General features: G+C 65.0%; 19 protein-coding genes. 13 read left to right on the top strand and 6 right to left on the bottom strand.

Annotation, left to right across the window (positions count from 1 at the left end):
* Positions 1 to 77 precede the first annotated feature (77 nt).
* Genes cqsA through ACSQ3S_RS27060 form a run of 4 tightly spaced genes read left to right on the top strand, consistent with a single transcriptional unit; the run spans position 78 to position 5,011 of the window.
* Positions 78 to 1,271, top strand: a complete 1,194-nt coding sequence (cqsA, locus tag ACSQ3S_RS27075) for an alpha-hydroxyketone-type quorum-sensing autoinducer synthase (RefSeq protein ID WP_436144314.1) — start codon at positions 78 to 80, stop codon at positions 1,269 to 1,271.
* Positions 1,272 to 1,310: 39 nt separating this feature from the next.
* Positions 1,311 to 1,709 (top strand): group II truncated hemoglobin, encoded by a 399-nt coding sequence (locus tag ACSQ3S_RS27070; RefSeq protein ID WP_176654154.1) that lies wholly within the window; start codon positions 1,311 to 1,313, stop codon positions 1,707 to 1,709.
* A gap of 4 nt (positions 1,710 to 1,713) precedes the next feature.
* Positions 1,714 to 3,033: a DNA recombination protein RmuC gene (locus tag ACSQ3S_RS27065; protein WP_176654155.1), complete on the top strand. Its 1,320-nt coding sequence runs from the start codon at positions 1,714 to 1,716 to the stop codon at positions 3,031 to 3,033.
* A 25-nt stretch (positions 3,034 to 3,058) separates the two neighbouring features.
* The gene (locus ACSQ3S_RS27060; protein ID WP_436144313.1) at positions 3,059 to 5,011 is read left to right on the top strand and encodes an acyl CoA:acetate/3-ketoacid CoA transferase; all 1,953 of its coding nucleotides are present in this window, start codon (positions 3,059 to 3,061) and stop codon (positions 5,009 to 5,011) included.
* Here ACSQ3S_RS27060 and ACSQ3S_RS27055 read toward each other — a convergent pair.
* The 5 genes from ACSQ3S_RS27055 to ACSQ3S_RS27035 form a co-directional block, all read right to left on the bottom strand.
* Positions 5,008 to 5,805 (bottom strand): ABC transporter permease, encoded by a 798-nt coding sequence (locus tag ACSQ3S_RS27055; protein WP_436145082.1) that lies wholly within the window; start codon positions 5,803 to 5,805, stop codon positions 5,008 to 5,010. The genes ACSQ3S_RS27060 and ACSQ3S_RS27055 overlap by 4 nt on opposite strands.
* Before the next feature lie 5 nt (positions 5,806 to 5,810).
* Positions 5,811 to 6,434, bottom strand: coding sequence for an ABC transporter ATP-binding protein (locus ACSQ3S_RS27050; RefSeq protein WP_176654157.1), 624 nt, complete (start codon positions 6,432 to 6,434; stop codon positions 5,811 to 5,813).
* A 13-nt stretch (positions 6,435 to 6,447) separates the two neighbouring features.
* Complete coding sequence (gene moeA, locus ACSQ3S_RS27045; RefSeq protein ID WP_436144312.1) at positions 6,448 to 8,349, bottom strand: molybdopterin molybdotransferase MoeA; 1,902 nt, start codon at positions 8,347 to 8,349, stop codon at positions 6,448 to 6,450.
* A gap of 1 nt (position 8,350) precedes the next feature.
* Positions 8,351 to 9,457 (bottom strand): GTP 3',8-cyclase MoaA, encoded by a 1,107-nt coding sequence (gene moaA / locus ACSQ3S_RS27040; protein WP_436144311.1) that lies wholly within the window; start codon positions 9,455 to 9,457, stop codon positions 8,351 to 8,353.
* A 160-nt stretch (positions 9,458 to 9,617) separates the two neighbouring features.
* Complete coding sequence (locus ACSQ3S_RS27035) at positions 9,618 to 12,668, bottom strand: Rne/Rng family ribonuclease (protein WP_436144310.1); 3,051 nt, start codon at positions 12,666 to 12,668, stop codon at positions 9,618 to 9,620.
* Positions 12,669 to 13,373: 705 nt separating this feature from the next.
* Here ACSQ3S_RS27035 and ACSQ3S_RS27030 point away from each other — a divergent pair.
* Genes ACSQ3S_RS27030 through ACSQ3S_RS27015 form a run of 4 tightly spaced genes read left to right on the top strand, consistent with a single transcriptional unit; the run spans position 13,374 to position 16,504 of the window.
* Positions 13,374 to 14,372, top strand: a complete 999-nt coding sequence (locus ACSQ3S_RS27030; RefSeq protein ID WP_176654161.1) for an RluA family pseudouridine synthase — start codon at positions 13,374 to 13,376, stop codon at positions 14,370 to 14,372.
* Positions 14,373 to 14,417: 45 nt separating this feature from the next.
* Positions 14,418 to 15,077 carry an HAD-IIIA family hydrolase gene (locus ACSQ3S_RS27025; protein WP_176654162.1) on the top strand — a complete coding sequence of 220 codons (660 nt, stop codon included), beginning with the start codon at positions 14,418 to 14,420 and terminating at the stop codon, positions 15,075 to 15,077.
* Positions 15,077 to 15,448, top strand: coding sequence for a Rieske (2Fe-2S) protein (locus ACSQ3S_RS27020; protein WP_176654481.1), 372 nt, complete (start codon positions 15,077 to 15,079; stop codon positions 15,446 to 15,448). The genes ACSQ3S_RS27025 and ACSQ3S_RS27020 overlap by 1 nt, the downstream gene beginning before the upstream one ends.
* Before the next feature lie 18 nt (positions 15,449 to 15,466).
* Positions 15,467 to 16,504: a S49 family peptidase gene (locus ACSQ3S_RS27015; RefSeq protein ID WP_436144309.1), complete on the top strand. Its 1,038-nt coding sequence runs from the start codon at positions 15,467 to 15,469 to the stop codon at positions 16,502 to 16,504.
* A gap of 178 nt (positions 16,505 to 16,682) precedes the next feature.
* On the opposite strand, the gene ACSQ3S_RS27010 is transcribed toward ACSQ3S_RS27015, so the two are convergent.
* Complete coding sequence (locus ACSQ3S_RS27010; protein ID WP_176654163.1) at positions 16,683 to 16,985, bottom strand: hypothetical protein; 303 nt, start codon at positions 16,983 to 16,985, stop codon at positions 16,683 to 16,685.
* A 179-nt stretch (positions 16,986 to 17,164) separates the two neighbouring features.
* On the opposite strand from ACSQ3S_RS27010, the gene ACSQ3S_RS27005 reads away from it, so the two are divergent.
* From ACSQ3S_RS27005 to ACSQ3S_RS26985, 5 genes are all read left to right on the top strand, one after another.
* Entirely contained in the window at positions 17,165 to 17,881 is a 717-nt protein-coding gene (locus tag ACSQ3S_RS27005) for a pseudouridine synthase (protein WP_176654164.1), read from the top strand.
* The gene (locus tag ACSQ3S_RS27000; protein ID WP_436144308.1) at positions 17,878 to 18,864 is read left to right on the top strand and encodes a fumarylacetoacetate hydrolase family protein; all 987 of its coding nucleotides are present in this window, start codon (positions 17,878 to 17,880) and stop codon (positions 18,862 to 18,864) included. The genes ACSQ3S_RS27005 and ACSQ3S_RS27000 overlap by 4 nt, the downstream gene beginning before the upstream one ends.
* A gap of 100 nt (positions 18,865 to 18,964) precedes the next feature.
* Entirely contained in the window at positions 18,965 to 20,155 is a 1,191-nt protein-coding gene (flhB, locus tag ACSQ3S_RS26995; RefSeq protein ID WP_176654166.1) for a flagellar biosynthesis protein FlhB, read from the top strand.
* Complete coding sequence (gene flhA / locus ACSQ3S_RS26990) at positions 20,152 to 22,272, top strand: flagellar biosynthesis protein FlhA (protein ID WP_353403227.1); 2,121 nt, start codon at positions 20,152 to 20,154, stop codon at positions 22,270 to 22,272. The genes flhB and flhA overlap by 4 nt, the downstream gene beginning before the upstream one ends.
* A 49-nt stretch (positions 22,273 to 22,321) precedes the next feature.
* Positions 22,322 to 23,293, top strand: a complete 972-nt coding sequence (locus ACSQ3S_RS26985) for an Rpn family recombination-promoting nuclease/putative transposase (protein WP_436144307.1) — start codon at positions 22,322 to 22,324, stop codon at positions 23,291 to 23,293.
* Positions 23,294 to 23,350 lie beyond the last annotated feature (57 nt).

The following is a 23,350-nucleotide window of genomic DNA, read 5'->3' as shown; positions in this document are numbered from 1 at the left end:
GGAGCAAAAAAATGCCTCACGCGATTGCTATAGATCATGCCCAGCCCCGCGCTTTTGCTTTACCGGCTGAACAGCAAATGCCCGAATTCGTGACCCGCCGCATGGACGAACATTACATTACCCGTATTGAGCAATTGCTGGGCGGCGAGCATCCGCATGCATGGCAACCGACGCCGGCCGGCGCGGTTTTCCTCGCCGGAAACGATTACCTGTGCCTGGCTGGAGAACCGGCGCTGGTGGGCGCGCAGATCGCGGCGTTGCGCCGGGGACCGGGCGAGCTGCTGATGTCCGCCGTGTTCCTGCAGGAGGGCAGCGCCCAGCACCGGCTGGAACAGAAATTCGCGCGCTTCATGGGGGCGCAGGACGGCATCCTGGCCCAGTCCGGCTGGGCCGCCAACGTCGGCCTGGTGCAGACGCTGGCGGCGCCGGGCATCCCGGTCTACCTGGACATGCAGGCGCACGCCTCGCTGTGGGAAGGCGTGCAATCGGCCGGCGCCACGCCGGTGACCTTCCTGCACAACGACATGGAACATCTGCGAAAGCAGCTGGCGCGCCATGGCAGCGGCCTGATCGTGGTCGACGCGCTGTACAGCACCAACGGCAGCCTGGCGCCGCTGGTGGCGCTGGTGGAAATCGCCGAACGCTCCGGCTGCCTGCTGATCGTCGACGAATCGCACTCGCTGGGCACGCACGGCCCGCGCGGCGCCGGGCTGGTGGCGGAACTGGGGCTGAGCGAGCGGGTGCATTTCCGCACGGCATCGCTGGCCAAGGCGTTTGCCGGGCGCGCCGGCTTCATCACCTGCTCGACCAAGTTCAAGGGCTATTTCCTGTCGGAGTCGCGGCCCGCCATCTTCAGCTCGTGCATGCTGGCGCACGAGCTGGCCTGGTTCGACGCCGCCGTCGACTTCGTGGCGGCGGCCGACGACCGCCGCGCCGCGCTGCACGCGCATTCGCGCGAGGTGCGCGAGGAATTGAGCGCGCTGGGCTACAACGTCGGCGACGGCAGCGAGCAGATCATCGCGCTGGAGCCCGGCCCGGAGCCCAAGACGCTGGCGCTGCGCAAGCTGCTGGAGCGGCGCGGCGTGTATGGCGCCATGTTTTGCGCGCCGGCCACGCCGAAGAACCGTTCGCTGGTGCGGCTGACGCTCAATTCCGGGCTGGACCGGTCGCAGCTGTCGCGCATCGTCCAGGCCTGCGACGACATCCTCGACGAGATCGACCTGGAGAACTGGTCGTCCACGCGCCGCCTGCGCCGGCTGGCGCTGGTGTAAGAGCGCCTGAAGGCGCGGATCGCCGCCCGGTACGCTATCATGGAGGCTATGACTGAATCCCGAACTCTCTATGAAGTGATCGGCGGCGAATCGCGCGTGCGCGATATGGTCGACCGGTTTTACGATTTGATGGAACTCGAGGCGGAGTTCGCGCTGCTGCGCTCCGTGCATCCGCCCACGCTGGACAACGCGCGCGAAAGGCTGTTCATGTTCCTCAGCGGCTGGATGGGCGGGCCGGACCTGTACATCGCGGAACACGGCCATCCGCGCCTGCGCATGCGGCACATGCCGTTCGCCATCGGCACCCAGGAACGCGACCAGTGGCTGCGCGCGATGGCGTGGGCGATGGAAGATGTCGGCATCGACGAGGCGCTGCGGTTGCGATTGATGGAGTCCTTCTATCAAACCGCCGACTGGATGCGCAACAAGCCGGATTGACGCCATGAGCCAGACCGAATTTTTTGTGCTGCTGGCGATCGGGCTGGCCGTGCTGGCGCTGCAGGTGCTGGCGCTGCTGCGCGGGCGCGCCGGCGGCGATGCTGCGGCCAGTGCCGGCCTGGCCGAGCGCATCGAGCGGGTCGAGCGCGAAGTGAGGATGCAGCTGCAGACCACGGCGCAGGCCACGCACGCGGCCAGCGTGCAGCAGTTCGAGGCGATGCGCCGCCAGCTGGAGGCGCAGGGACTGGTGGGACGCGACGAGCAGGCGCGCAGCCTGAAGCAGTTCGCCGACAGCATGAACCTGGCCCTGATCCGGCTGACCGAATCGAACGCCGCGCGCATGCAGGAGGTGCGCGCCACGCTGGAGGCGAAGATCAAGGACCTGCAGGCCGACAATGGCGCGCGGCTGGAAGAGATGCGCAAGACGGTCGACGAGAAGCTGCATGCGACGCTGGAGGCGCGCTTGAGCGCATCGTTCCAGCAGGTGTCGGAGCGGCTCGAGCGCGTGCACCAGGGGCTGGGCGAGATGCAGCAGCTGGCGCTGGGCGTCGGCGACTTGAAGCGCGTGCTGACCAACGTGAAGACGCGCGGCACCTGGGGCGAGGTGCAGCTGGAGATGCTGCTGGAGCAGGTGCTGACGCCGGAGCAGTATGCCAAGAACGTCGAGACCATCGCCGGCAGCGGCGCGCGCGTGGAGTTCGCGCTCAAGCTGCCGGGCCAGGTCGAAGGCGGCGCGCCGGTGTGGATGCCGATCGACGCCAAGTTCCCGAAGGAGCAGTACGAACGCCTGCTGGATGCGGCCGAGCGCGCGGACGCGGACGGCGTGGCGCTGGCCGGACGGGAGCTGGAACGTGCGGTGCGTGTCGAGGCCAAGACGATTTCGGAGAAATACGTCTCGCCGCCGCACACCACCGATTTCGCCATCCTGTTCCTGCCGACCGAGGGCCTGTATGCGGAAGTGATGCGGCGTCCCGGCCTGGCCGACGAGCTGCAGCGCGTGAACCGCATCAGCATCGCCGGGCCGTCGACCTTGTCGGCGCTGCTCAACAGCTTGCAGATGGGCTTCCGCACCTTGGCGCTGGAAAAGCGTTCGTCGGAAGTGTGGCAGGTGCTGGGCGCGGTGAAGACGGAGTTCGGCAAGTTCGGCGACGTGCTGGCCGCCACCAAGCTGTCGCTGGAGCGCGCGGCCAAGAACATCGAGACGGCCGAAACCCGCAGCCGCCAGATGGCGCGCAAGCTGAAGACGGTGGAAGCATTGCCGAGCGAAGCGGCCCAGCTGCTGCTTGGTCCTGAACTAGACAAGAACGATCTGGATGTAGACTAAAACGAGACTAAAAACGGAGCTTGCCATGCCTGCTCGTCCCCCTGATTTTTCCACGGTCGGCATGCCGGCCGTCCAGCGCAGCAAGATCGTCAGCGCGGCCGACGCGGTCGGCCTGATACGCGATGGCGACACCATCGCCACCGGCGGCTTTGTCGGCGTGGGATTCGCCGAGAACATCGCCGTGGCGCTGGAACAGCGCTTCCTGGCCGACGCCCATCCGCGCGACCTGACGCTGGTCTACGCGGCCGGCCAGGGCGATGGCAAGGACCGCGGCCTGAACCACTTTGGCCACGAAGGCCTGCTGAAGCGCATCATCGGCGGCCACTGGAGCCTCGCGCCCAAGCTGCAGCAGCTGGCCATCGGCGGCAAGGCCGAGGCCTACAACCTGCCGCAAGGCGTCATCAGCCAGCTGTTCCGCGACACCGCCGCCGGCAAACCCGGCCTGCTGACCCATGTCGGCCTCGGCACCTTTGTCGATCCGCGCCACGGCGGCGGCAAGATCAACGACCGCACCACCGAGGAACTGGTCGAGCTGATGACCATGGGCGGCAAGGAGTACCTGTTCTACAAGGCGCAGCCCATCCACGTCGGCATCATTCGCGGCACCACGGCCGACGCCAACGGCAATGTCACCATGGAACGCGAGGCCCTGACGCTGGAAGCGCTGGCGATCGCGATGGCGGCGCACAACTCGGGCGGCATCGTCATCGTGCAGGTGGAGCGGATCGCCGAACGGGGCACGCTCAATCCGCGCCAGGTGAAGATCCCCGGCGTACTGGTCGACTGCGTGGTGGTGGCGGAAAAGCCCGAATACCATATGCAGACCTTCGCCGAGCCTTACAGCGCGGCCTTTGCCGGCGAGGTGCGCGTGCCCTTGTCGGCGGTGGTGCCGATGCCGCTGTCCGAGCGCAAGATCATCGCCCGGCGCGCGTTGATGGAGCTGCGTCCGAATAACGTCGTCAACCTGGGCATCGGCATGCCCGAGGGCGTGGCCGCCGTGGCGGCCGAGGAAAAGCTGCTGGACCTGGTGACGCTGACGGCGGAGCCGGGCGTGATCGGCGGCATGCCGGCCGGAGGCCTGAACTTCGGCGCGGCGACCAATGCGGACGCCATCATTGACCAGCCGTACCAGTTCGATTTCTACGACGGCGGCGGCCTCGATGTCGCGGTGCTGGGCCTGGCGCAGGCGGATCGCCACGGCAACCTGAACGTCAGCAAATTCGGCAGCCGCCTGGCCGGCGCGGGGGGCTTCATCAACATCAGCCAGAACGCGCGCAAGGTGGTGTTTGTCGGCACCTTCACCGCCGACAAGGGCGCCACGCGCAAGTTCATCAACGAAGTCGAGCACCGCACCTACAGCGGCGAATACGCGGCGCGGCGCGGGCAGGAAGCCTTGTTCGTCACCGAGCGCTGTGTGTTCCGGCTGGTGCTCGACGGCGGCATGTCGGGCCTGGAGCTGGTCGAGATCGCGCCGGGCATGGACCTCGAGCGCGACGTCCTGGCGCACATGGATTTCAAACCGGCGGTCAGCGCGCAACTGAAGCTGATGGACGCGCGCATCTTCTCGCCGCTGGCGATGAACTGGCGCGGCGATTTCCTGGCGCAGCCGCTGGAACGGCGGCTGGTGTACGACGCCCAGCAGCAGCTGTTCTTCGTGAACTTCGAAGGCTTCGAGGTGACCGATGCGGCCACCATTACCACCATCTGCGACATGGTGGCGGAGCGGCTGGCGCCGCTGGGCCGCAAGGTGCCGGCGGTGATCAACTACGACAACTTCTCCATCGCGCCGGACTTGATGGACGATTATGTCAAGGCTGTCAACGGCCTGGCGGAGCGCTACTACAGCAAGGTCACGCGCTACGCGCACAGCACCTTCATGCGCGCCAGTCTGGGCCGGGCGTTCCGGCGTATCGAGAAGGATGCGGCGTTGTTTGTCAACTCGGCCGAGGCGCTGCTGCGTCTCAGAGAAGATAGCTAGCGTTTCTGTAGTCGTTCCATCCGCAGGCGGTGGCGTTCGTCGGTGACGCTGCGCGCCGCCAGGTACACCGCCAGCGCGACCGACAGGCCGCTGCCGCCGGCCAGCAGGAACATCAGCAGGATCTGGTAGCGCACCGCGTCCATCGGGTCCATGCCGGCGAGGATCTGGCCGGTCATGATGCCGGGCAGCGTGATGATGCCCGCCGCCGACATCTGGTTGATGATGGGGATCAGGCCCTTGCGCACCGAAGCCCGTATCAGCGGCGCCAGCGCCTCGTTGCGCGAGGCGCCCAGCACCAGTTGCGCCTCGATCGCGCCGCGCGCGTCGACCACGCCGCTGTAGAAGGTATCGAGTCCCAGGCTGGCGGAATTGAGCACGTTGCCCAGCACGATGCCGATCAGCGGGATCGCGTATTGCGGCTCGTACCACGGCGTCGGATGCAGCACCGTGAACAGGGCCAGCATCACCGTGGCGATGCTGGACAGGCCGACGCTGGCGGTGCTCAGCCACACGCCAGGCCATCCGCGCAGGCCGTGCGCGGGCCGCACCGCTACCTCGCGCGCGGCGGCGACGATCATCAGCAGCGCGACGGCCAGCGTGGCGGCCGGAGAGGCCAGCGCGAACACCCAGCGCAGCACCACGCCGACCAGCAACAGCTGCACCACCATGCGCAGGGCCGACCACAGCATCTGGCGTTGCATGCGCAGGCCGAGATAGGCCGAGATGGCGGCGTTCAGCAGGATCAGCGAGGAGGCGACGGCCAAGTCGACCGCGCTGGGCTGGATCGGCGTCATGCCGGTCATGGCGCGGCTTCCGTCAGGCGGCGGTCGCGCATGATCATGGAGCGGTGGCCGAGGGTTTGCGCCTGCGCTTCGGAGTGCGTGACCAGGATGATCGACAGGCCGGCCGCCAGTTCCTTTTGCAGCAGCCGTTCCGTGGCGGCGACCGATTGCGGGTCCAGCGCGGCGGTGGGTTCGTCGAGCAGCAGCACCTGCGGCCGGCAAGCCAGCGAGCGTATCAGCGCCATGCGCTGACGCTCGCCGGTGGACAGGCGGCCGATCTCATTGTCCAGCAGGTCCGGCGACAGGTTCAGTTGCGGCAGCAGTTCGCGCACGTGGTCCATCTGTCCCGGCTTGAAATGGCCGGCGGCGGTCGGCAGCCACCACGCCGCCTCGGCCGGCTGGTAGACCACGCTGGCGCGCCACGCGGTAGCGGGCATGGCGGCGCGGGCGACGCCGTTCAGTTGCGCCTCGCCGGTATTCGGATCGAGGTCGCACAGCATGCGCAGCAGCAGGCTCTTGCCGGCGCCGGATGGGCCGGAGATGGTCAGGCACTGGCCCGCTGCCAGGTCGAAGGAGAAGGGGCCGGCCAGCGTCGATTGCAGTTCGCGGATGTGCAGGCGTGGAGTGGCCGGTGGGTTCATCGAGCCAGGCCGGTTATATCAACCCGTCGAACAACAGCACCTCGACCATCTCGCCTGCGGCGACGTTGCCCTGCGCGTCGTGCAGCACGACGATGCAGTTCGCTTCCGTCATCGAGCTGAGGATGCCCGAACCTTGGGCGCCGGTCAGGCGCACTTGCGGTTCGCCATCGGCGCCGGTGTCCAGGATGCCGCGCTGGTATTCGGTGCGGCCGGGGCGCTTGCGTATCGCTTGCGCGGCCTTGGCGCGCATGGCCGGGATGCCTTGATTTTGCGTGCCCATCATGCGCAGCAGGGCGGGGCGGGCGAACATGTAGAACGAGACCATGACGGCGACCGGATTGCCGGGCAGGCCGAACAGCCACGCGCTATGGCCGTCCGCTTGCACCTGGCCGAAGGCGAGCGGCCGGCCGGGACGCATCGCCAGCTTCCAGAAGGCGACGTCGCCGAGGCGGGCCATGATGTCGCGCGTGTAGTCGGCCGCGCCTTCGGAGACGCCGCCGGAGGTGATGATGGCGTCGGCATCGGCGGCGGCGGTGCGCAGCGCCGCTTCCAGCGCGGCGGGATCGTCGCGCACCACGCCCATGTCGATCACTTCGCAGCCGAGCCGCGTCAGCATGCCGAACAGCGTGTAGCGGTTGCTGTCGTAGACGCAGCCGTCGTCGAGGCAGTCTCCCAGCGAGCGCAGTTCATCGCCGGTGGAGAAGAAGGCCACGCGCAGCTTGCGCAGCACGCTCACCTCGGCAATGCCCAGCGATGCGACCAGGCCCAGGTCGGCGGGACGCATGATCTTGCCCCTGGCCAGCGCGATGCCGCCGGCCTGCAAATCTTCGCCGGCGCGGCGCAGGTTGGCGCCCGCGCGGATCGCGCCGTGCCCGATGGTGACGGTGTGCTCGCCGATGTGCGCGGCCAGTTCCTGCGGCAGCACGCTGTCGCAGCCGGACGGGATGGCGGCGCCGGTCATGATGCGCACGCACTCGCCGGCTTGCGGCGCCTGCGTGCACGGCCGGCCGGCGTAGGCGATGCCGATGACCTTGAGCGTGACTTCGGGCGCGCCGGCGTCGGCGGGCAGGTCGGCGCCGCGCAGGGCGTAGCCGTCCATCGCCGAGTTGTCGTAGGCCGGCACGTTGATCGGGGAGATGATGTCTTCGGCAAGCACGCGGTCGAGGGACGCACGCAGGGCCAGTTTTTCGTTGCCGTCGACCGGCGCGACCCGCTCGCAGATGATGCGGCGGGCTTCGGCCACAGGCAGCGTGTCGGCGTCCCCCGCAGGCGCAGGCACGGCGGTCGGTGCCGGCTGTTCACGCTCGTGCTGCTGCAGTTCGGTCAGCGTATTGATGTTGCGGAAGGCGTCGGCGTCGTCGAACAGCACTTCGGCCACGCGCAGCGATTTGTACCAGCTCTCCATGCGGCGCGCGCCGGTGTCCAGGTAGGCGTCCAGCTGCGGCAGCAGGCTGGCCTTCATCAGGCTGAAGACGGGATGCAGCTGGCGGTAAGGTTCCGCGGCGCCGTCTTCCTTTTCCATCGTCACGGCGACGGCCAGGTCGGCGTTTTCGGCCTGCATCGCCGCGTAGAGCCGCTCGGCCAGGTCGGCCGGCAGGAAAGGCGAATCGCAGGGCGCCGTCAGCAGCAGCTCGGTCGGACAGTACTGCAGGCCCACCTGCAGGCCGGCCAGCGGGCCCTCAAAGCCGTCGATGAAATCCGGCAGCACCGGCGCGTCGCCGGCCGCCGCCTGGTACTGCGGCAGGTTGCGGTTGGCGTTGATGGCGACGATGGAGACCTGCGGCGCCAGCCGTTGCAGCACGTGCGCCACCAGCGTGGCGCCGCGAAACGGCTGCAGGCCCTTGTCGACGCGCCCCATGCGCGTGCCGCGCCCGCCCGCCAGTATCAGTCCGGTGACCTTGCTCTTCAAAGACAAACTATCCCCCGATGTAAGACATTTCCACTTTGTTGGCGCGCTGCAGGCCGTCCGTCTGGCTGGTGCGCAGTTCCGAATAGCGGTCGCCGCGCGCGCGCCACAGCTGGGCGACGACGCTGGCGATTTCCTCGTCGCTGCGGCCGTCGCGCAGCAGTGCGCGCAGATCGTGGCCGCTGGTGGCGAACAGGCAGGTGTACAGCTTGCCCTCGGTCGACAGGCGCGCGCGGCTGCAGTCGCTGCAAAACGCCTGGGATACGCTGGAAATCAGGCCGATTTCTCCGCTGCCATCCGCGTAGCGCCAGCGCGCGGCGGTTTCGCCAGTGTAGTTGGCCGCCACCGGCTCCAGCGGCATTTCGGCCTGGATGCGGCGCACCACCTCGGCCGACGGGATCACCTCGTCCATCTTCCAGCCGTTGGAGGCGCCGACGTCCATGTATTCGATGAAGCGCAGGATGTAGGGCGTGTTCCTGAAATGGCGCGCCATCGGCAGGATTTCCTGGTCGTTCATGCCGCCCTTGACCACCATGTTGATCTTGATCGGACCCAGGCCCACCTGGTGCGCCACGTCTATACCGTTGAGCACATCGTCGACCGCGAAGTCGACGTCGTTCATGCGCTGGAAGGTGGCGTTGTCGAGCGCGTCGAGCGAGACGGTGATGCGCTGCAGGCCGGCGTCCTTCAGCGCCTGCGCCTTGCGCGCCAGCAGCGAGGCGTTGGTGGTCAAGGTCAGGTCCAGCGGCTTGCCGTGGACGGTCTTCAGCTCGGCCAGCATGGCCACCAGCTTTTCGATGTTCTTGCGCAGCAGCGGCTCGCCGCCGGTCAGGCGGATTTTCTCGACGCCGTGGGCGATGAAGGTTTTCGCCAGCCGGGTGATTTCCTCGAACGACAGCAGCGAGGTATGCGGCAGGTATTGATAGTCGTTGTCGAACACCGCCTTGGGCATGCAGTACACGCAGCGGAAGTTGCAGCGGTCGGTGACCGAGATGCGCAGGTCGTGCAGCGGACGGGCCAGTTGATCGCTCAGCAGGCCGGTCGGCGCTTCCAGGATCGCGGGGATGGCCGGCGCAGCATGCGGCTGCCTGACTATCGGAATGATTTTTTCTGCCATGAGTGATGCAATCTTGCTTTTTTTAAAATCGACGCGGCGGATGGTTATGCGCCCAGACAGCTACGATACCACGAGCGGCATACGAACATTGGCACAGCGAAAAAGCAGAAGGAAAAAAAGGGAAGCATCAAGCTTCCCTTTTTTGTTTTACCGGACCGGATTATCGGCGGGTATCGACTTGCACCAGCGGCTCGTCATTTTGCGGCGGCAGCGGCTTGCGCTCGCGTGGCACGCGGGCTGGGGCGACTGCCTTGGCGGCGGCTTCCTGCGCGGCGCGCAGCTTGGCTGGATCGGTGGCTGCCAGCGTCAGGCCGGCGGAGCCGAGCACTGCCTGCAGGTCGATCGGTGCCGATGGCGCCACCGGTGCCGGTGCAGGCGCTGGAGCGACAGCTACCGGAGCCACTGCTGGCTGGGCAACTACCGGCGCAGGTGCCGGAGCAGCGACCACCGGCGCGGCTTCCACCACGACCGGAGCGGCTACCTCGGCAACCACTGCCGGCGCTTCGACGACTGGCGCTACAACTGGTGCTGGTGCCGGCGCCGGTGCGGCAGGTGCCTCGACTTCGGCGGCAACCGGTTCGACCACTGGCACGGCTTCGACGACCGGCGATGCCGGTGCAGCTTCAACGGCTGGCTTTTCAGCGAACGCGTATTCAGCGACTGGTGCAGGTTCCGGCTCCGCCACGGCGGCAACGACAGGCTCGGCGGCTGGTGCTGCCGGCGCTTCCGCGATTACCGGTGCGGCAGGCGCAGCGGCTGCCACTGGCGCCTCCACTGCCGGCGCTGCGACTGCTTCGACTGGTGCGGCAACGTCGCTGGCAACGGCTGCCTCGGCGGCTGGTGCGGTGAAGCTCATGGCGATCTGCTCGCCTGGCTCACCGGCTTCACCGGCCGCTGCGGACTCCTGGCCTTCAACGCCTTCAGCACCTTCGCGGTCACGGCGATTGCGGTTGCGGCCGCCACGACGACGACGACGACGCGGTTCTTCGCCATCGGCCGCTTCGTTCTCTTCACCTTCCGGGCCGGTCACCGGCGCGGTTTTCAGGATGCTGGTGGCGGCGTCGGTCACCGGACCGGTCGACGGCACGCCGGCATTCAATGCCAGCTCTTCAACCTTGGCTTCGACCGGCGCCTTGTCGGCACGCGGTTCGCGCGGTGGGCGCGGCGTACGTTCCGGGCGTTCCGGACGTTCTGCGCGTTCGCGTGGCGCCTGGCCTTCCGCGGCCTGGTTTTCACGCGGTTCGCGCGGCTCGCGTGGCGGACGCGGTGGGCGTGCCGGACGGCCGTTGGCGTCGACCGCCTTCGCTTCGTCGGCTGCCGGACGGGCCGGGGCCGCGCCTGGTTCGCGCTCTTCGCGCTCGCCGCGGCCGGCACCCTTGCCGTTACGGTTGCGGCCGCGTGGGCCACGTGCGTTGCGGTCGCCGCGGTCGCCCGACGGCGCCTTGACCACGATGGTCGGCTGCTGCGGCAGCGCAGGGGTTTCCGGCTTGCCGGTGAAGAAACTGATCAGCTTGGCAAAGAAACCTTGCTCGGCCGGTGCCGGCACCGGGGCCGGGGCTGGCTTGATGACGGTCTCGGTCGGCTTGCGCTCGACCAGCGGTGCAGGCTGGTCCGGGGTGATGGTCTTGACCATGGCTTCCTGGCGCGGCTTGGCTTCTTCCTTCTGGCGCTTGCTGTAGGCCATGTCGGTTTCGGCTTGCTCGGCCAGCGAGTAGCTCGCCTGGCTGTCTTCCAGGCGCGGATCGTCGTGCTTGATGCGTTCCAGCTTGTAGTGCGGCGTGTCCAGATGCTTGTTCGGGATCAGGATCACGGAAATGCGGTGACGGTTTTCGATCTTCAGCACTTCGCCGCGTTTTTCGTTCAGCAGGAAGGCTGCCACGTCCACGGGAACCTGCACGTGGATGGTGGCCGAGTTTTCCTTCATCGCCTCTTCCTGGATGATGCGCAGCACCTGCAGGGCGGACGATTCGGTATCGCGGATGTGGCCGGTGCCCGAGCAGCGCGGGCAGGTCACGTGCGAACCTTCGGACAGCGACGGACGCAGGCGCTGGCGCGACAGTTCCATCAGGCCGAAGCGGGAAATCTTGCCCATCTGGACGCGGGCGCGGTCGTGGTGCAGCGCGTCTTTCAGGCGCTGTTCGACTTCGCGCTGGTTCTTGGCCACTTCCATGTCGATGAAGTCGATCACGATTAGGCCGCCCAGGTCGCGCAGGCGCAGCTGGCGGGCCACTTCTTCGGCCGCTTCGCAGTTGGTGTTGAAGGCGGTGGTCTCGATGTCCGAACCGCGGGTGGCGCGGGCCGAGTTGACGTCGACCGAGACCAGCGCTTCGGTGTGGTCGATGACGATGGCGCCGCCCGATGGCAGCGGCACGGTGCGCGAGTACGCGGTTTCGATCTGGTGCTCGATCTGGAAGCGGGAGAACAGCGGCACGTCGTCGCTGTAGCGCTTCACGCGGTGCACCATGTCCGGCATCACGTGGCTCATGAACTGGTGAGCCTGTTCGTAAATGTCGTCGGTGTCGATCAGGATTTCGCCGATGTCCGGCTGGAAGTAGTCGCGGATCGCGCGGATCACCAGCGACGATTCCTGGTAGATCAGGAACGCGCCGGAAGCCGACTTGCCGGCGCCTTCGATCGCGCGCCACAGTTGCATCAGGTAGTTCAAGTCCCACTGCAGCTCGTCGACGTTGCGGCCGATGCCGGCGGTGCGGGCGATGACCGACATGCCTGGCGGCAAGTCCAGCTTGTCCATGGTTTCGCGCAATTCCTGGCGCTCTTCACCTTCGACCCGGCGGGAAACACCACCACCGCGCGGGTTGTTCGGCATCAGCACCAGGTAGCGGCCGGCCAGCGAGACGAAGGAGGTCAGGGCGGCGCCCTTGTTGCCGCGCTCTTCCTTTTCGACCTGGACCATGATTTCCTGGCCTTCGCGCAGCGCTTCCTTGACCGAGGCGTTACGGACATCGACGCCTTCGCGGAAGTAAGTGCGTGCTACTTCCTTGAATGGCAGGAAACCGTGGCGATCTTCGCCGTAGCTGACGAAGCAAGCTTCCAGCGACGGTTCGATGCGGGTGATCACGCCTTTGTAGATGTTGGACTTGCGCTGTTCGCGTCCGGCGGTTTCGATGTCGATATCGATCAGTTTCTGACCGTCGACGATCGCTACGCGCAGTTCTTCTTGCTGCGTAGCATTAAACAACATGCGTTTCATTTTTATTGACTCCGCGACCCGTAGGTCATCTCTGTGCCGCCCGGCTGGTTGGGCCGGGGCAGCGTGGTACAGGGATATACGCGAGAATCAGGTGATTGCGGTGGGTATGCCCATCCTGTGCGGCGCAGAAACGCGGACCTATCATCCGCGTTGCGGCCGCAACTGGGCGCATGAGGTCGATCGACATGCCGCTGTGCTCGCATCACCTGCAACTCATCCATGCGGCCCGTGGGGGCGGCAGAGAAATGCGGGCGGTGAACAGCGTCGTTGAGAGCCAAATCCTGGCCAAGCCTACGTACTACAAGTATCGCAACTTCGCGAAGTAACAATGCATCAGGCTTGTTTCAGCCTTCCATCGAGCTTGCAGCAAAGCATGGGGTCTGGCGAAAACGGCAAGCGTTATCAACTTCATCTACCGGCCAGCTTGGCTCTTGACCAAGCTGGCCGGACTTTATCCTTACAATCCAATCAATCCGATTCAGCATCCTTGCAGGCATCCGATTACAACAACGGTGCAACCTTGATTCCGGCAGGGGTGGTGCGTATACATTTTTTCCTCTGAATTTGCAATTTGGCGAGGCCAGTGGAGACGCCCCTGTGTAAAATGTGCTTTTATTCTTACACCTTGCCGCAGATTGAACCGCAGCGAAACAATTATATATTCAAAATGAAGGACTTAGAGAGATTTCTGGGAAGACAGAGCAAATGAAGCAACAAAATGATGTTAACCCACCTTCAACACCGCAGGATCGCCTGCCGATTCCGCTGCAAGCACAATTCGTCACAATTACTGAAGAAGAAGCCGGTCAGCGCATCGATAACTATCTGTTGCGCGTTTGCAAAGGCGTGCCGAAAAGCCACGTCTACCGCATCCTGCGTTCGGGAGAGGTGCGTGTTAACAAAGGGCGCATCGATCAATTGTACCGATTGGTACAAGGTGATATCGTCCGTATTCCGCCGGTCCGCATCGCGGAAAAGGCCGACACCACCCATGTGCCGGCCGCCGAATTCAAGGTCATTTTCGAGGATGCCCACCTGCTGGTGATCGACAAGCCGGCCGGCGTGGCCGTGCACGGCGGTTCCGGCGTGTCGTTCGGCGTGATCGAGCAGTTGCGCGCCTCGCGTCCGGACGCCAAGTTCCTGGAACTGGTGCACCGGCTGGACCGCGACACCTCCGGTTTGCTGTTGCTGGCGAAGAAACGTTCGGCGCTGACCAGCCTGCACGAGCAGATGCGCGACGGCCATACCGACAAGCGCTACCTGACGATGGTGGCGGGCGACTGGAAAAACGCGCGCCAGCATATCAAGCTGCCGCTGCACAAGTACACCACCGCCGACGGCGAACGCCGCGTCGCGGTGCAGGCCGAGGGCATGCCCTCGCACACGGTGTTCACGCTGTTGAAGAAATTCAAGGATTTCGCGCTGCTGGAAGCCGAGCTGAAGACCGGACGCACCCACCAGATCCGCGTGCACCTGTCATCTTCCGGCTTCGCCATCGTAGGTGACGATAAATACGGCGATTTTGCCCTGAACCGCGCCTTGCTGAAGGCCGACGCCACGCGCGGCGCGCTCAAGCGGATGTTCCTGCATGCGCACCAGATCACGTTCACCCATCCGGATTCCGGAAAAATCATGACGTTGAACGCGCCATTGGCCGCCGAATGCGAGCGATTCTTGGTAAGCTTGGGAAAACCTCTTAACTAATCGCAAATATTATGAAGGAGCCGGCCTGCGTCGCGGCCGGAACACATGGCAAGAAAGCAATTTGATCTAATCGTCTTCGATTGGGATGGTACGTTGATGGATTCCACCTCAACGATCGTCAAATGCATACAGGCGGCGGCGCGCGACCTGTCCCTGCCGATACCGCGCGACGATGTTGCCGCCCACGTGATCGGCCTCGGCCTGCATGAGGCCATGCAGGCGGTGCTGCCGGAAGTCGATCCGTCCTACTATCCGCGGATGGTGGAGCGGTATCGCTATCACTTCCTGTCGCGCGACCATGAATTGACGCTGTTCCCCGGCGTGATGGACATGCTGACGGAGCTGTCGCAGAACGGCTATTTCCTGGCCGTGGCGACCGGCAAGAGCCGTGTCGGCCTCAACCGCGCCATGAACGACGTCAAGGTGCTGTCGATGTTTGACGCCACCCGTTGTGCGGACGAAACCTTCTCCAAGCCGCACCCGGCCATGCTGCAGGAGCTGACGCGGGAGTTGGGTCAGGATATGCGCCGTACGGTGATGATCGGCGATACTTCGCATGATTTGCTGATGGCTAACAACGCCGGCGCGGCTGCGGTGGCGGTGCAGTACGGCGCCCACCCGGTCGACCAGCTGGCCGCCTGCAATCCGCTGTATTCGGCCGCCACGGTGGCGGAGTTGCATCGTTGGCTGAGCGAGTACGCGTGATGGCGGACGAGGAGATCCTGGTCTGCGCCTCCGACGCCGTGCAGGAAGGCGGCAGGGGAGTGCGCTTTGCGTTGACCGCCGGCGGCGAGGATGCCACCGGTTTCGTGGTGCGCTACGGTGGCAAGGCTTACGCCTATCTGAACCGCTGCGCCCACGTGCCGATTGAACTGGACTGGGCCGAAGGCGAGTTCTTCGAGTCCAGCAAGCTGTACATCATGTGCTCGACGCACGGCGCGATCTATGTGCCGGAAAGCGGCTTGTGCGCCGGCGGACCCTGCCGGGGCGGGCGCCTGCGCCCGATCGGCGTGGTCGAACGCGAGCAGCAGATCTACTGGCAACCGGACGACTATGTGCGCCCCGTGCGCGCCTGAACATACTAAAAGACGACTATGAGCGATAACATCAGCGAAAACGGCGACAACGGCATTGGCGGCGAAAAAAACGCCCCCTCCGCAACCCCGCTCCCGGCCAAGCCGCAGGTGACGGCCTCCAACTGGGAGCGCGAAGTGCTGGAAAAGCTGGTATTCGCCACGCTGAAGGAGCAGAAGGCGGCGCGCCGCTGGGGCATCTTCTTCAAGGCCGTCACCCTGCTGGTGATCGTGGTCGCCCTGAGCGCCTACCTGGACATCAGCTGGACCGGCTCGGACGGCGAAACGCTGGGCCGCCATACGGCGCTGATCGAAATCGAGGGCGCCATCGAGTCCGAGGGCAGCGGCGCGGCGTCGGTGGTGATCCCGGCGCTGAACAAGGCGTTTTCCGACAGCGGCTCGGTGGCCGTGGTGATGCATATTAATAGTCCCGGCGGCAGCCCCGTCCAGGCCGGCATGATCGTCGATGAAATGGTGCGCCTGCGCAAGGGCTATCCGGCCAAGCCGCTGTACGTGGTGGTCGACGAGATCTGCGCGTCCGGCTGCTATTACATCGCCGCCGGCGCCGACCGCATCTACGTCAACAAGGCCAGCATCATCGGCTCGATCGGCGTGCTGATGGACGGCTTCGGCTTCACCGGCATCATGGAAAAAGTCGGCGTCGAGCGCCGCCTGCTGACGGCCGGCGAGAACAAGGGCTTCATGGACCCGTTCAGCCCGCTGACCGAAAAAAACAAGCAGTACGCGCAGACCATGCTCAACGAGATCCACCAGCAATTCATCCAGGTTGTGCGCAGCGGCCGCGGCAAGCGCCTGAAGGAAACGCCGGAAATGTTCTCCGGCCTGTTCTGGACCGGCGCCCGCAGCATCGACATGGGCCTGGCCGACGCCTTCGGCACCGTCGACAGCGTGGCGCGCGACGTCGTCAAGGCCGAGGACATCATCGACTATACCCAGCATGAAGGCTTGCCTGAGCGCGTGCTGAAGAAATTTGGCGCAGCAATGGGCGCCGGCGCGGTGAAGGCGGCGGTGGATAACGTCAGGCCCAGTCTGCGTTGAGTCGCGACTAACAAGACTGGCCTGCCGATTAACATTATCAATCCAGCCTTTTTTCGGCTTGCATATCCGATTTGGTGAACTATAGTGGTTTTGTAGTTCTTTCCAAGGGGGCCGATATAAACAGTTTATCTTGTTGTCAGCACGAACTTGATTCAGTTTGATGGAACTACTGGCCGCATCACGAATGCGGAGTAGAGAGAATTTCGATTCCTCGTAAAGAGTCCTGTAATGGGGCTGAGAACAGCGGCGCAATGCCGCTGTTTTCAATTGGCGCGTCGGTTTGCGGCTCGGGCTGGCCGAAACCGCCGGCATCGAGCCAGGCCAAAAAGTGCGCCTGCCGGGTCGCGTGCCAGATGGCCAGCGCGGTGGCCGGCACCTCGTCGGGTGCGGTGCCACAGCGGCAGCGCACCAACAGCAGACCGGTTCTGTGCGTGGCGGCCTGTTCTTGCGCCGCCGGGCTCACGGTGAGGGAGGTAGTCATGGTATGTCCTGCTGAGTAATTCCTAGTTCATTAGGCCGATTCCTAATGTAGTTTCATACTATCAATACAATTTGCCGTGACACTTGATATGTATCAATGAAGCTTCATGCCCAGCACCGCTTTCCGGCCCACTTCCGCGCGGCTTCCCGCTGATAGTCGCATCCTGTAAAATCCGGACCATGAGTAAACTATCCCTAGACCGCATCTTGCAATCGCAAGGTTACGGCACCCGCAAGTATTGCCGCTCCCTCATCGAGGATGGCGAAGTCAGCATCGCCGGCGTCGTGCACGACAATTACAAGGAAGCCGTCGAGACCGACGGCCTGGTACTGACCATCTTCGACGAGGAATGGGTTTACCGCGAACACCTGTACATCGCGCTGAACAAACCCGCCAATTTCGAATGCTCGCGCAAGCCCAGCCACCATCCGGGCGTGCTGACCCTGCTGCCCGAGCAATTCAGCTGGCGCGAAGTGCAGCCGGTCGGCCGGCTCGACCACGACACCACCGGCATGCTGCTGATGTCCGACGACGGTCCGTTCATCCATGCGCAATCGTCGCCGAAGCGCCACGTGCCGAAGATCTACCAGGCTACGACGCAGGAAGCGGTGACCGACGAGCTGGTCGCGCAACTGCTGGCCGGCGTGCAGCTGCACGATGAACCGGCGCCGCTGGCCGCGCAAACCTGCGTCAAGCGCGGCGAGCACCAGCTGGAAATCGTGCTGGAGCAGGGCAAATACCACCAGGTCAAGCGCATGCTGGCGGCCGCCGGCAACCATTGCAGCGCCTTGCACCGCTCCGCCATCGGCACGCTGACCCTGGAATCGCTGGGCATCGCCGAGGGCGAGTGGTGCTACTTGACGCCGGAGCAACTCTCGATGTTGGCCCCCGCATGAAGCTGGCGACCCTGAAGGACGGCACCCGCGACGGCCAGCTGATGGTGGTCTCGCGCGACCTGAAGACTGCGCAGCTGGCCGACGGCGTGGCGCGCACGCTGCAGCGCGCGCTCGATGACTGGACCTTCATCGCGCCGCAGCTGGAAGCGATCTACCTGGACCTGAACCACGGCCGCGGCCGCCGCAGCTTCGACTTCGAGCCGGCCAACTGCATGGCGCCGCTGCCGCGCGCGTTCCAGTGGGCCGACGGTTCGGCCTACGTCAACCACGTCGAGCTGGTGCGCAAGGCGCGTGGCGCCGAGATGCCGGCCTCGTTCTGGGACGATCCGCTGATGTACCAGGGCGGCAGCGACGATTTCCTCGGTCCGACCGACGGCATCGCGCTGCTGCGCGAGGAGTGGGGCATCGATTTCGAGGCCGAAGTGGCGGTCGTCACCGACGACGTGCCCATGGGCGCGACGCCCGACCAGGCGCACCAGCGCATCCGCCTGCTGATGCTGGCCAACGACGTGTCGCTGCGCAACCTGATTCCGGACGAGCTGGCCAAGGGCTTCGGCTTCGTGCAGTCCAAGCCGGCCACCAGCTTCTCGCCGGTCGCCGTCACGCCGGACGAGCTGGGCGACGCCTGGAAGGGCGGCAAGGTGCACCTGCCGCTGTTGTCGACCTGGAACGACAAGCTGGTCGGCAAGCCGCATGCGGGCGTCGACATGACGTTCAATTTCCCGCAATTGATCGCCCACCTGGCCAAGTCGCGCAACGTCCGGGCCGGCACCATCGTCGGTTCGGGCACCGTGTCCAACAAGGACGCCAAGCGCGGCTATTCCTGCATCGCCGAGCAGCGCTGCCTGGAAATGATCGCCGGCGGCGAGCCGGTGACGCCGTTCATGGCCTTCGGCGACACCATCCGCATCGAAATGCTGAACGATGGCAAATCCGTGTTTGGCGCCATCGAGCAGACCGTCAAGCTTGCCGTAAGGAATTAACGAGTAGCCACGGAAATACCGGCGTATTCCACCGATGGTCTCTTACTGCCGCGCCCGATAATGTCATGGTCGACATCAACCCACGCAGCAGGCAGATTCCATGGCAGAAGACAGCGACGCAGAAAAGACCGAACCCGCGTCACCGAAGCGCCTCGAGCAGGCGCGTGAGGAAGGCGACGTTCCGCGTTCGCGCGAGGTGGCGACGTTCACCGTGCTGATGGCGGCCGGCGCCGGCCTGTGGATGACCGGCGGCGGGCTGATACGCCAGCTCAACGCCACCCTGGTGTCCGGCCTGTCGCTGAACCAGGAGCAGATTTTCGATTCCGACGTGCTGCTCAACCGCATCCTGGTCGACGTGGTGCAGGTGATGATCGCCTGCCTGCCGCTGGGCATCGCCGTGATGGTCGTCGCGCTGGCGTCGCCGCTGCTGGTGGGCGGCTGGCTGTTCAGCGGCAAGGCCTTCATGCCGAACTTCGGCAAACTCAATCCCGTCAACGGCATCGGCAACATGTTCTCGACCAACGCGCTGGTCGAGCTGTTCAAGGCGCTGGCCAAGGCCATCGTGGTCGGCTTCGTCGCCTGGCTGGTGGTGATGAAGCAGAAGGACGCCGTGATCGGCCTGGCGGTCGAGCCGCTCAAGCTGGGCACCGTGCACGTGCTGGACATGCTGGCGAGCAGCTTCATGTTCATCACCGGCGCGCTGGGCCTGATCGCCGCCATCGACGGCCCTTACCAGATGTGGCACTACGCGAACAAGCTCAAGATGACGCGCCAGGAGCTGATCCAGGAGTCGAAGGAATCGGACGGCAACCCGCAGGTCAAGGCCAAGATCCGCCAGCTGCAGCGCGAGATGGCCAAGCGCCGCATGATGGCCGACGTGCCGACCGCCGACGTGGTGGTGACCAACCCGACCCACTACGCGGTGGCGCTGAAATACAGCGACGGCATGCGTGGCGCGCCGAAAGTGGTGGCCAAGGGCACCGACGAGGTGGCCGCGAAGATCCGCGAGATCGCCAGGGAACACAAGGTGACGATGCTGGAAGCGCCGCCGCTGGCGCGCGCGCTGTTCAAGCACACCGAGATCGGCGACGAGATTCCGGAAGCGCTGTACTCGGCCGTGGCCGAAGTGCTGGCCTATGTGTTCCAGCTGCGCCTGTTCAGCAAGGGCGGCGGCAACCGTCCGGACATACCGAAGAAACTCGACGTGCCGCCGGAGCTCGATCCGCTGGACCCGGCCTTTGTGCCCAAGCACGGCAAAAAACCTGATTTGAATAACGGAGCATCCGCATGAACGCCCTGAGCAACCTGAAACTGCCGCCATGGATGCAAGGCATAGCCAACAGCCGCAACAAGAGCAGCCTGGCCGCGCCTATCCTGATCATCATGCTGCTGGCGATGATGGTGCTGCCGCTGCCGGCGTTCGTGCTCGACATCTTCTTCAGCTTCAACATCGCGCTGGCGGTGATCGTGCTGCTGACCAGCCTGTACACGGTCAAGCCGCTCGATTTCATGGCCTTCCCCACCATCCTGCTGGTGTCGACCATGCTGCGCCTGTCGCTCAACGTGGCGTCCACCCGGGTGGTGCTGACCGAGGGCCACACCGGCGCCGACGCGGCCGGCAAGGTGATCGAGGCCTTCGGCCACTTCCTGATCGGCGGCAACTACACGGTCGGTATCGTGGTCTTCATTATTTTGACGATCATTAACTTCACCGTGGTGACCAAGGGCGCGGGCCGTATCGCCGAGGTGGGTGCGCGCTTCGCCCTGGACGCGATGCCGGGCAAGCAGATGGCGATCGACGCCGACCTGAATGCCGGCCTGATCGGCGAAGCCGACGCCCGCAAGCGCCGCAGCGAAGTGGCGCAGGAGGCGGAATTCTACGGCGCCATGGACGGCGCCAGCAAATATGTGCGCGGCGATGCCGTGGCCGGCATCCTGGTGACGGTGATTAACGTGGTCGGCGGCCTGCTGGTCGGCCTGTTGCAGCACGACCTGACCTTTGCCGACGCGCTGAAGAACTACACGCTGCTGGCCATCGGCGACGGCCTGGTGGCGCAGATCCCGTCGCTGGTGATTTCAACCGCGGCCGGTATCGTGGTGTCGCGCGTGGCCAGCGAGCAGGACATCGGCACCCAGGTGGTGGGACAGTTGTTCGCCAAGCCGCAGGTGCTGTACATCACCGCCGCCATCATCGGCGGCATGGGCCTGATTCCTGGCATGCCCAACCTGGTGTTCCTGTTGCTGGCCGGCGTGCTGGCCGGTTCCGCCTACCTGATGACGCGCAAGGCCGCCGCCGGCAAGACCGCCGAAGTGGCCGCGGCCGAGGCGGCCGCCGCGCCGGCCGCCGCGCCGGAGCAGGAAGAGGCCAGCTGGCAGGACATCATGCCGGTCGACACCCTCGGCCTGGAAGTGGGCTATCGCCTGATACCGCTGGTGGACAAGACGCAGGGCGGCGAGCTGCTCAAGCGCATCAAGGGCATCCGCAAGAAGTTCGCGCAGGAGGTGGGCTTCCTGGCGCCGCCGGTGCACATCCGCGACAACCTGGAGCTCAAGCCGTCGGCCTACCGCATCACGCTCAAGGGCGTGGAAGTGGGCACCGGCGAGGCCTTCAACGGACAGTTCCTGGCGATCAATCCGGGCATGGCCAGCGGTACTCTGCCAGGCCTGGTGACCAGCGATCCGGCCTTCGGCCTGCCCGCCACCTGGATCGACGCCAATCTGCGCGACCAGGCGCAGGGCATGGGCTACACAGTGGTCGACGCCGGCACCGTGGTGGCGACCCACCTGAACCACCTGATCACCACCCACGCTTCCGAACTGCTGGGCCGCGCAGAAGTGCAGGCGCTGCTGGATCATCTGGGCAAGGACGCGCCCAAGCTGGTGGAAGACCTGGTGCCGAAGATGGTGTCGCTGTCGACCCTGCAGAAGGTGCTGCAGAACCTGCTGGTGGAAGGTGTGCACATCCGCGACATGCGCTCCATCATCGAGACCCTGGCCGAGCATACCGTGCATACGCAGGATCCGAACGACCTGACGGCGCTGGTGCGCATCGCGCTGGGCCGGGCGATCGTGCAGCAGCTGTTCCCGGGCGCCAGCGAGTTGTCGGTGATGACCCTGGACAATCGCCTGGAACGCTTGCTGATGCAGGCGCTGGCGGCCAGCGGTCCGGACGGGGCCGGCATCGAACCCGGCCTGGCCGACACCATCGCGCAGCAGGCGCAGCAGGCCGCCGCGCAGCAGGAAGCGCTGGGCTTGACGCCGGTGCTGCTGGTGCCGGGACCGCTGCGCGCCTTGCTGTCGCGCTTCCTGCGCCGCGCCTTGCCGCAGTTGAAGGTGCTGTCGCATGCCGAGATTCCGGAGACCAAGACCATCCGCGTGACGGCGCTGGTGGGCCAGCAGCCGGCATAAGTTTGACGCGGTCGCGGACGCATCCATGCGGGCGGCCTAGACTGCTCGCATGGACAACGACGACTACGACACGCCGTGGAAGGAAGTGGTTACGCACCACTTTCCGGAATTCATGGCATTCTATTTTCCTTTGGCGCACGCGGCCATCGAGTGGTCGCAGCCGCACACCTTTCTCGACCAGGAGTTTGCGGCGCTGACCCGCGATGCCGAGCTGGGCAAGCGCTTGCTCGACAAGCTGGTCAGCGTACATCTGGTCGATGGCGGGCAGCAGTGGGTGCTGGTGCACTTGGAGGTGCAGGGCTGGCATGACCGCGATTTTGCCGAGCGCATATTTGTCTACAATTATCGCGCTTATGATCGCTATCGCCGCGCGGTCGCCAGCCTGGCGTTGTTGACGGATGATAGCAAGCGCTGGCGACCGGATACGTTCGGTTACCGCCTGCTTGGCAGCGAAATGGGGATCAGATTTCCTGTCGTCAAACTGGGGGATTTTTCCGATCGGATCGCTGAGTTGGAGATGCATCCGAATCCCTTTGCACTGGTTACCGTGGCCTATCTGCAAGCGCGGCAGACCCGGAATAGCATCCATCGGCGGCGCATCGCCAAGTGGCGCCTGACCAAGCTTTTGTATCAGCGTGACTGGGGCAAGCAGCGTATTATTAATTTGTACCGAGTGATCGATTGGATCATGCGTTTGCCACAGGGACTTGAAGCACGATTGCGGGAGGGCATCCTGCAAATGGAAAGGAGGAAGACCATGACTTACCTGTCTTCGATAGAGCGCATAGGCATGGAAATTGGCATGAAAAAGGGCATGCAACAAGGACTGGAAGAAGGACGGCAAGAAGGACGGCAAGAAGGGCGGGCGGAGTTGCTTGCCGAGTTGCTGGCAAGGCGCTTCGGCGAGCTCGGTGGGGATGTGCGGGAGCGGTTGGCTACGGCGACCGCGGAACAACTGTCCGTCTGGGGCGCGAACTTTGTCGATGCGCGGTCGCTGGCCGAGGTTTTTCGGAGCGGCTAGGCCGCCCCGGCCGCAATAGCGAAATGCGGCCCATTTGCCCCCCTGTTCAATGGATCG

It is taken from the genome of Duganella sp. LjRoot269 (assembly GCF_964254095.1).
Taxonomy (GTDB): domain Bacteria; phylum Pseudomonadota; class Gammaproteobacteria; order Burkholderiales; family Burkholderiaceae_D; genus Rugamonas; species Rugamonas hordei.
Note: the sequence above shows the minus strand (reverse complement) of the source record. Positions and strands in the feature narration are given on the sequence as shown.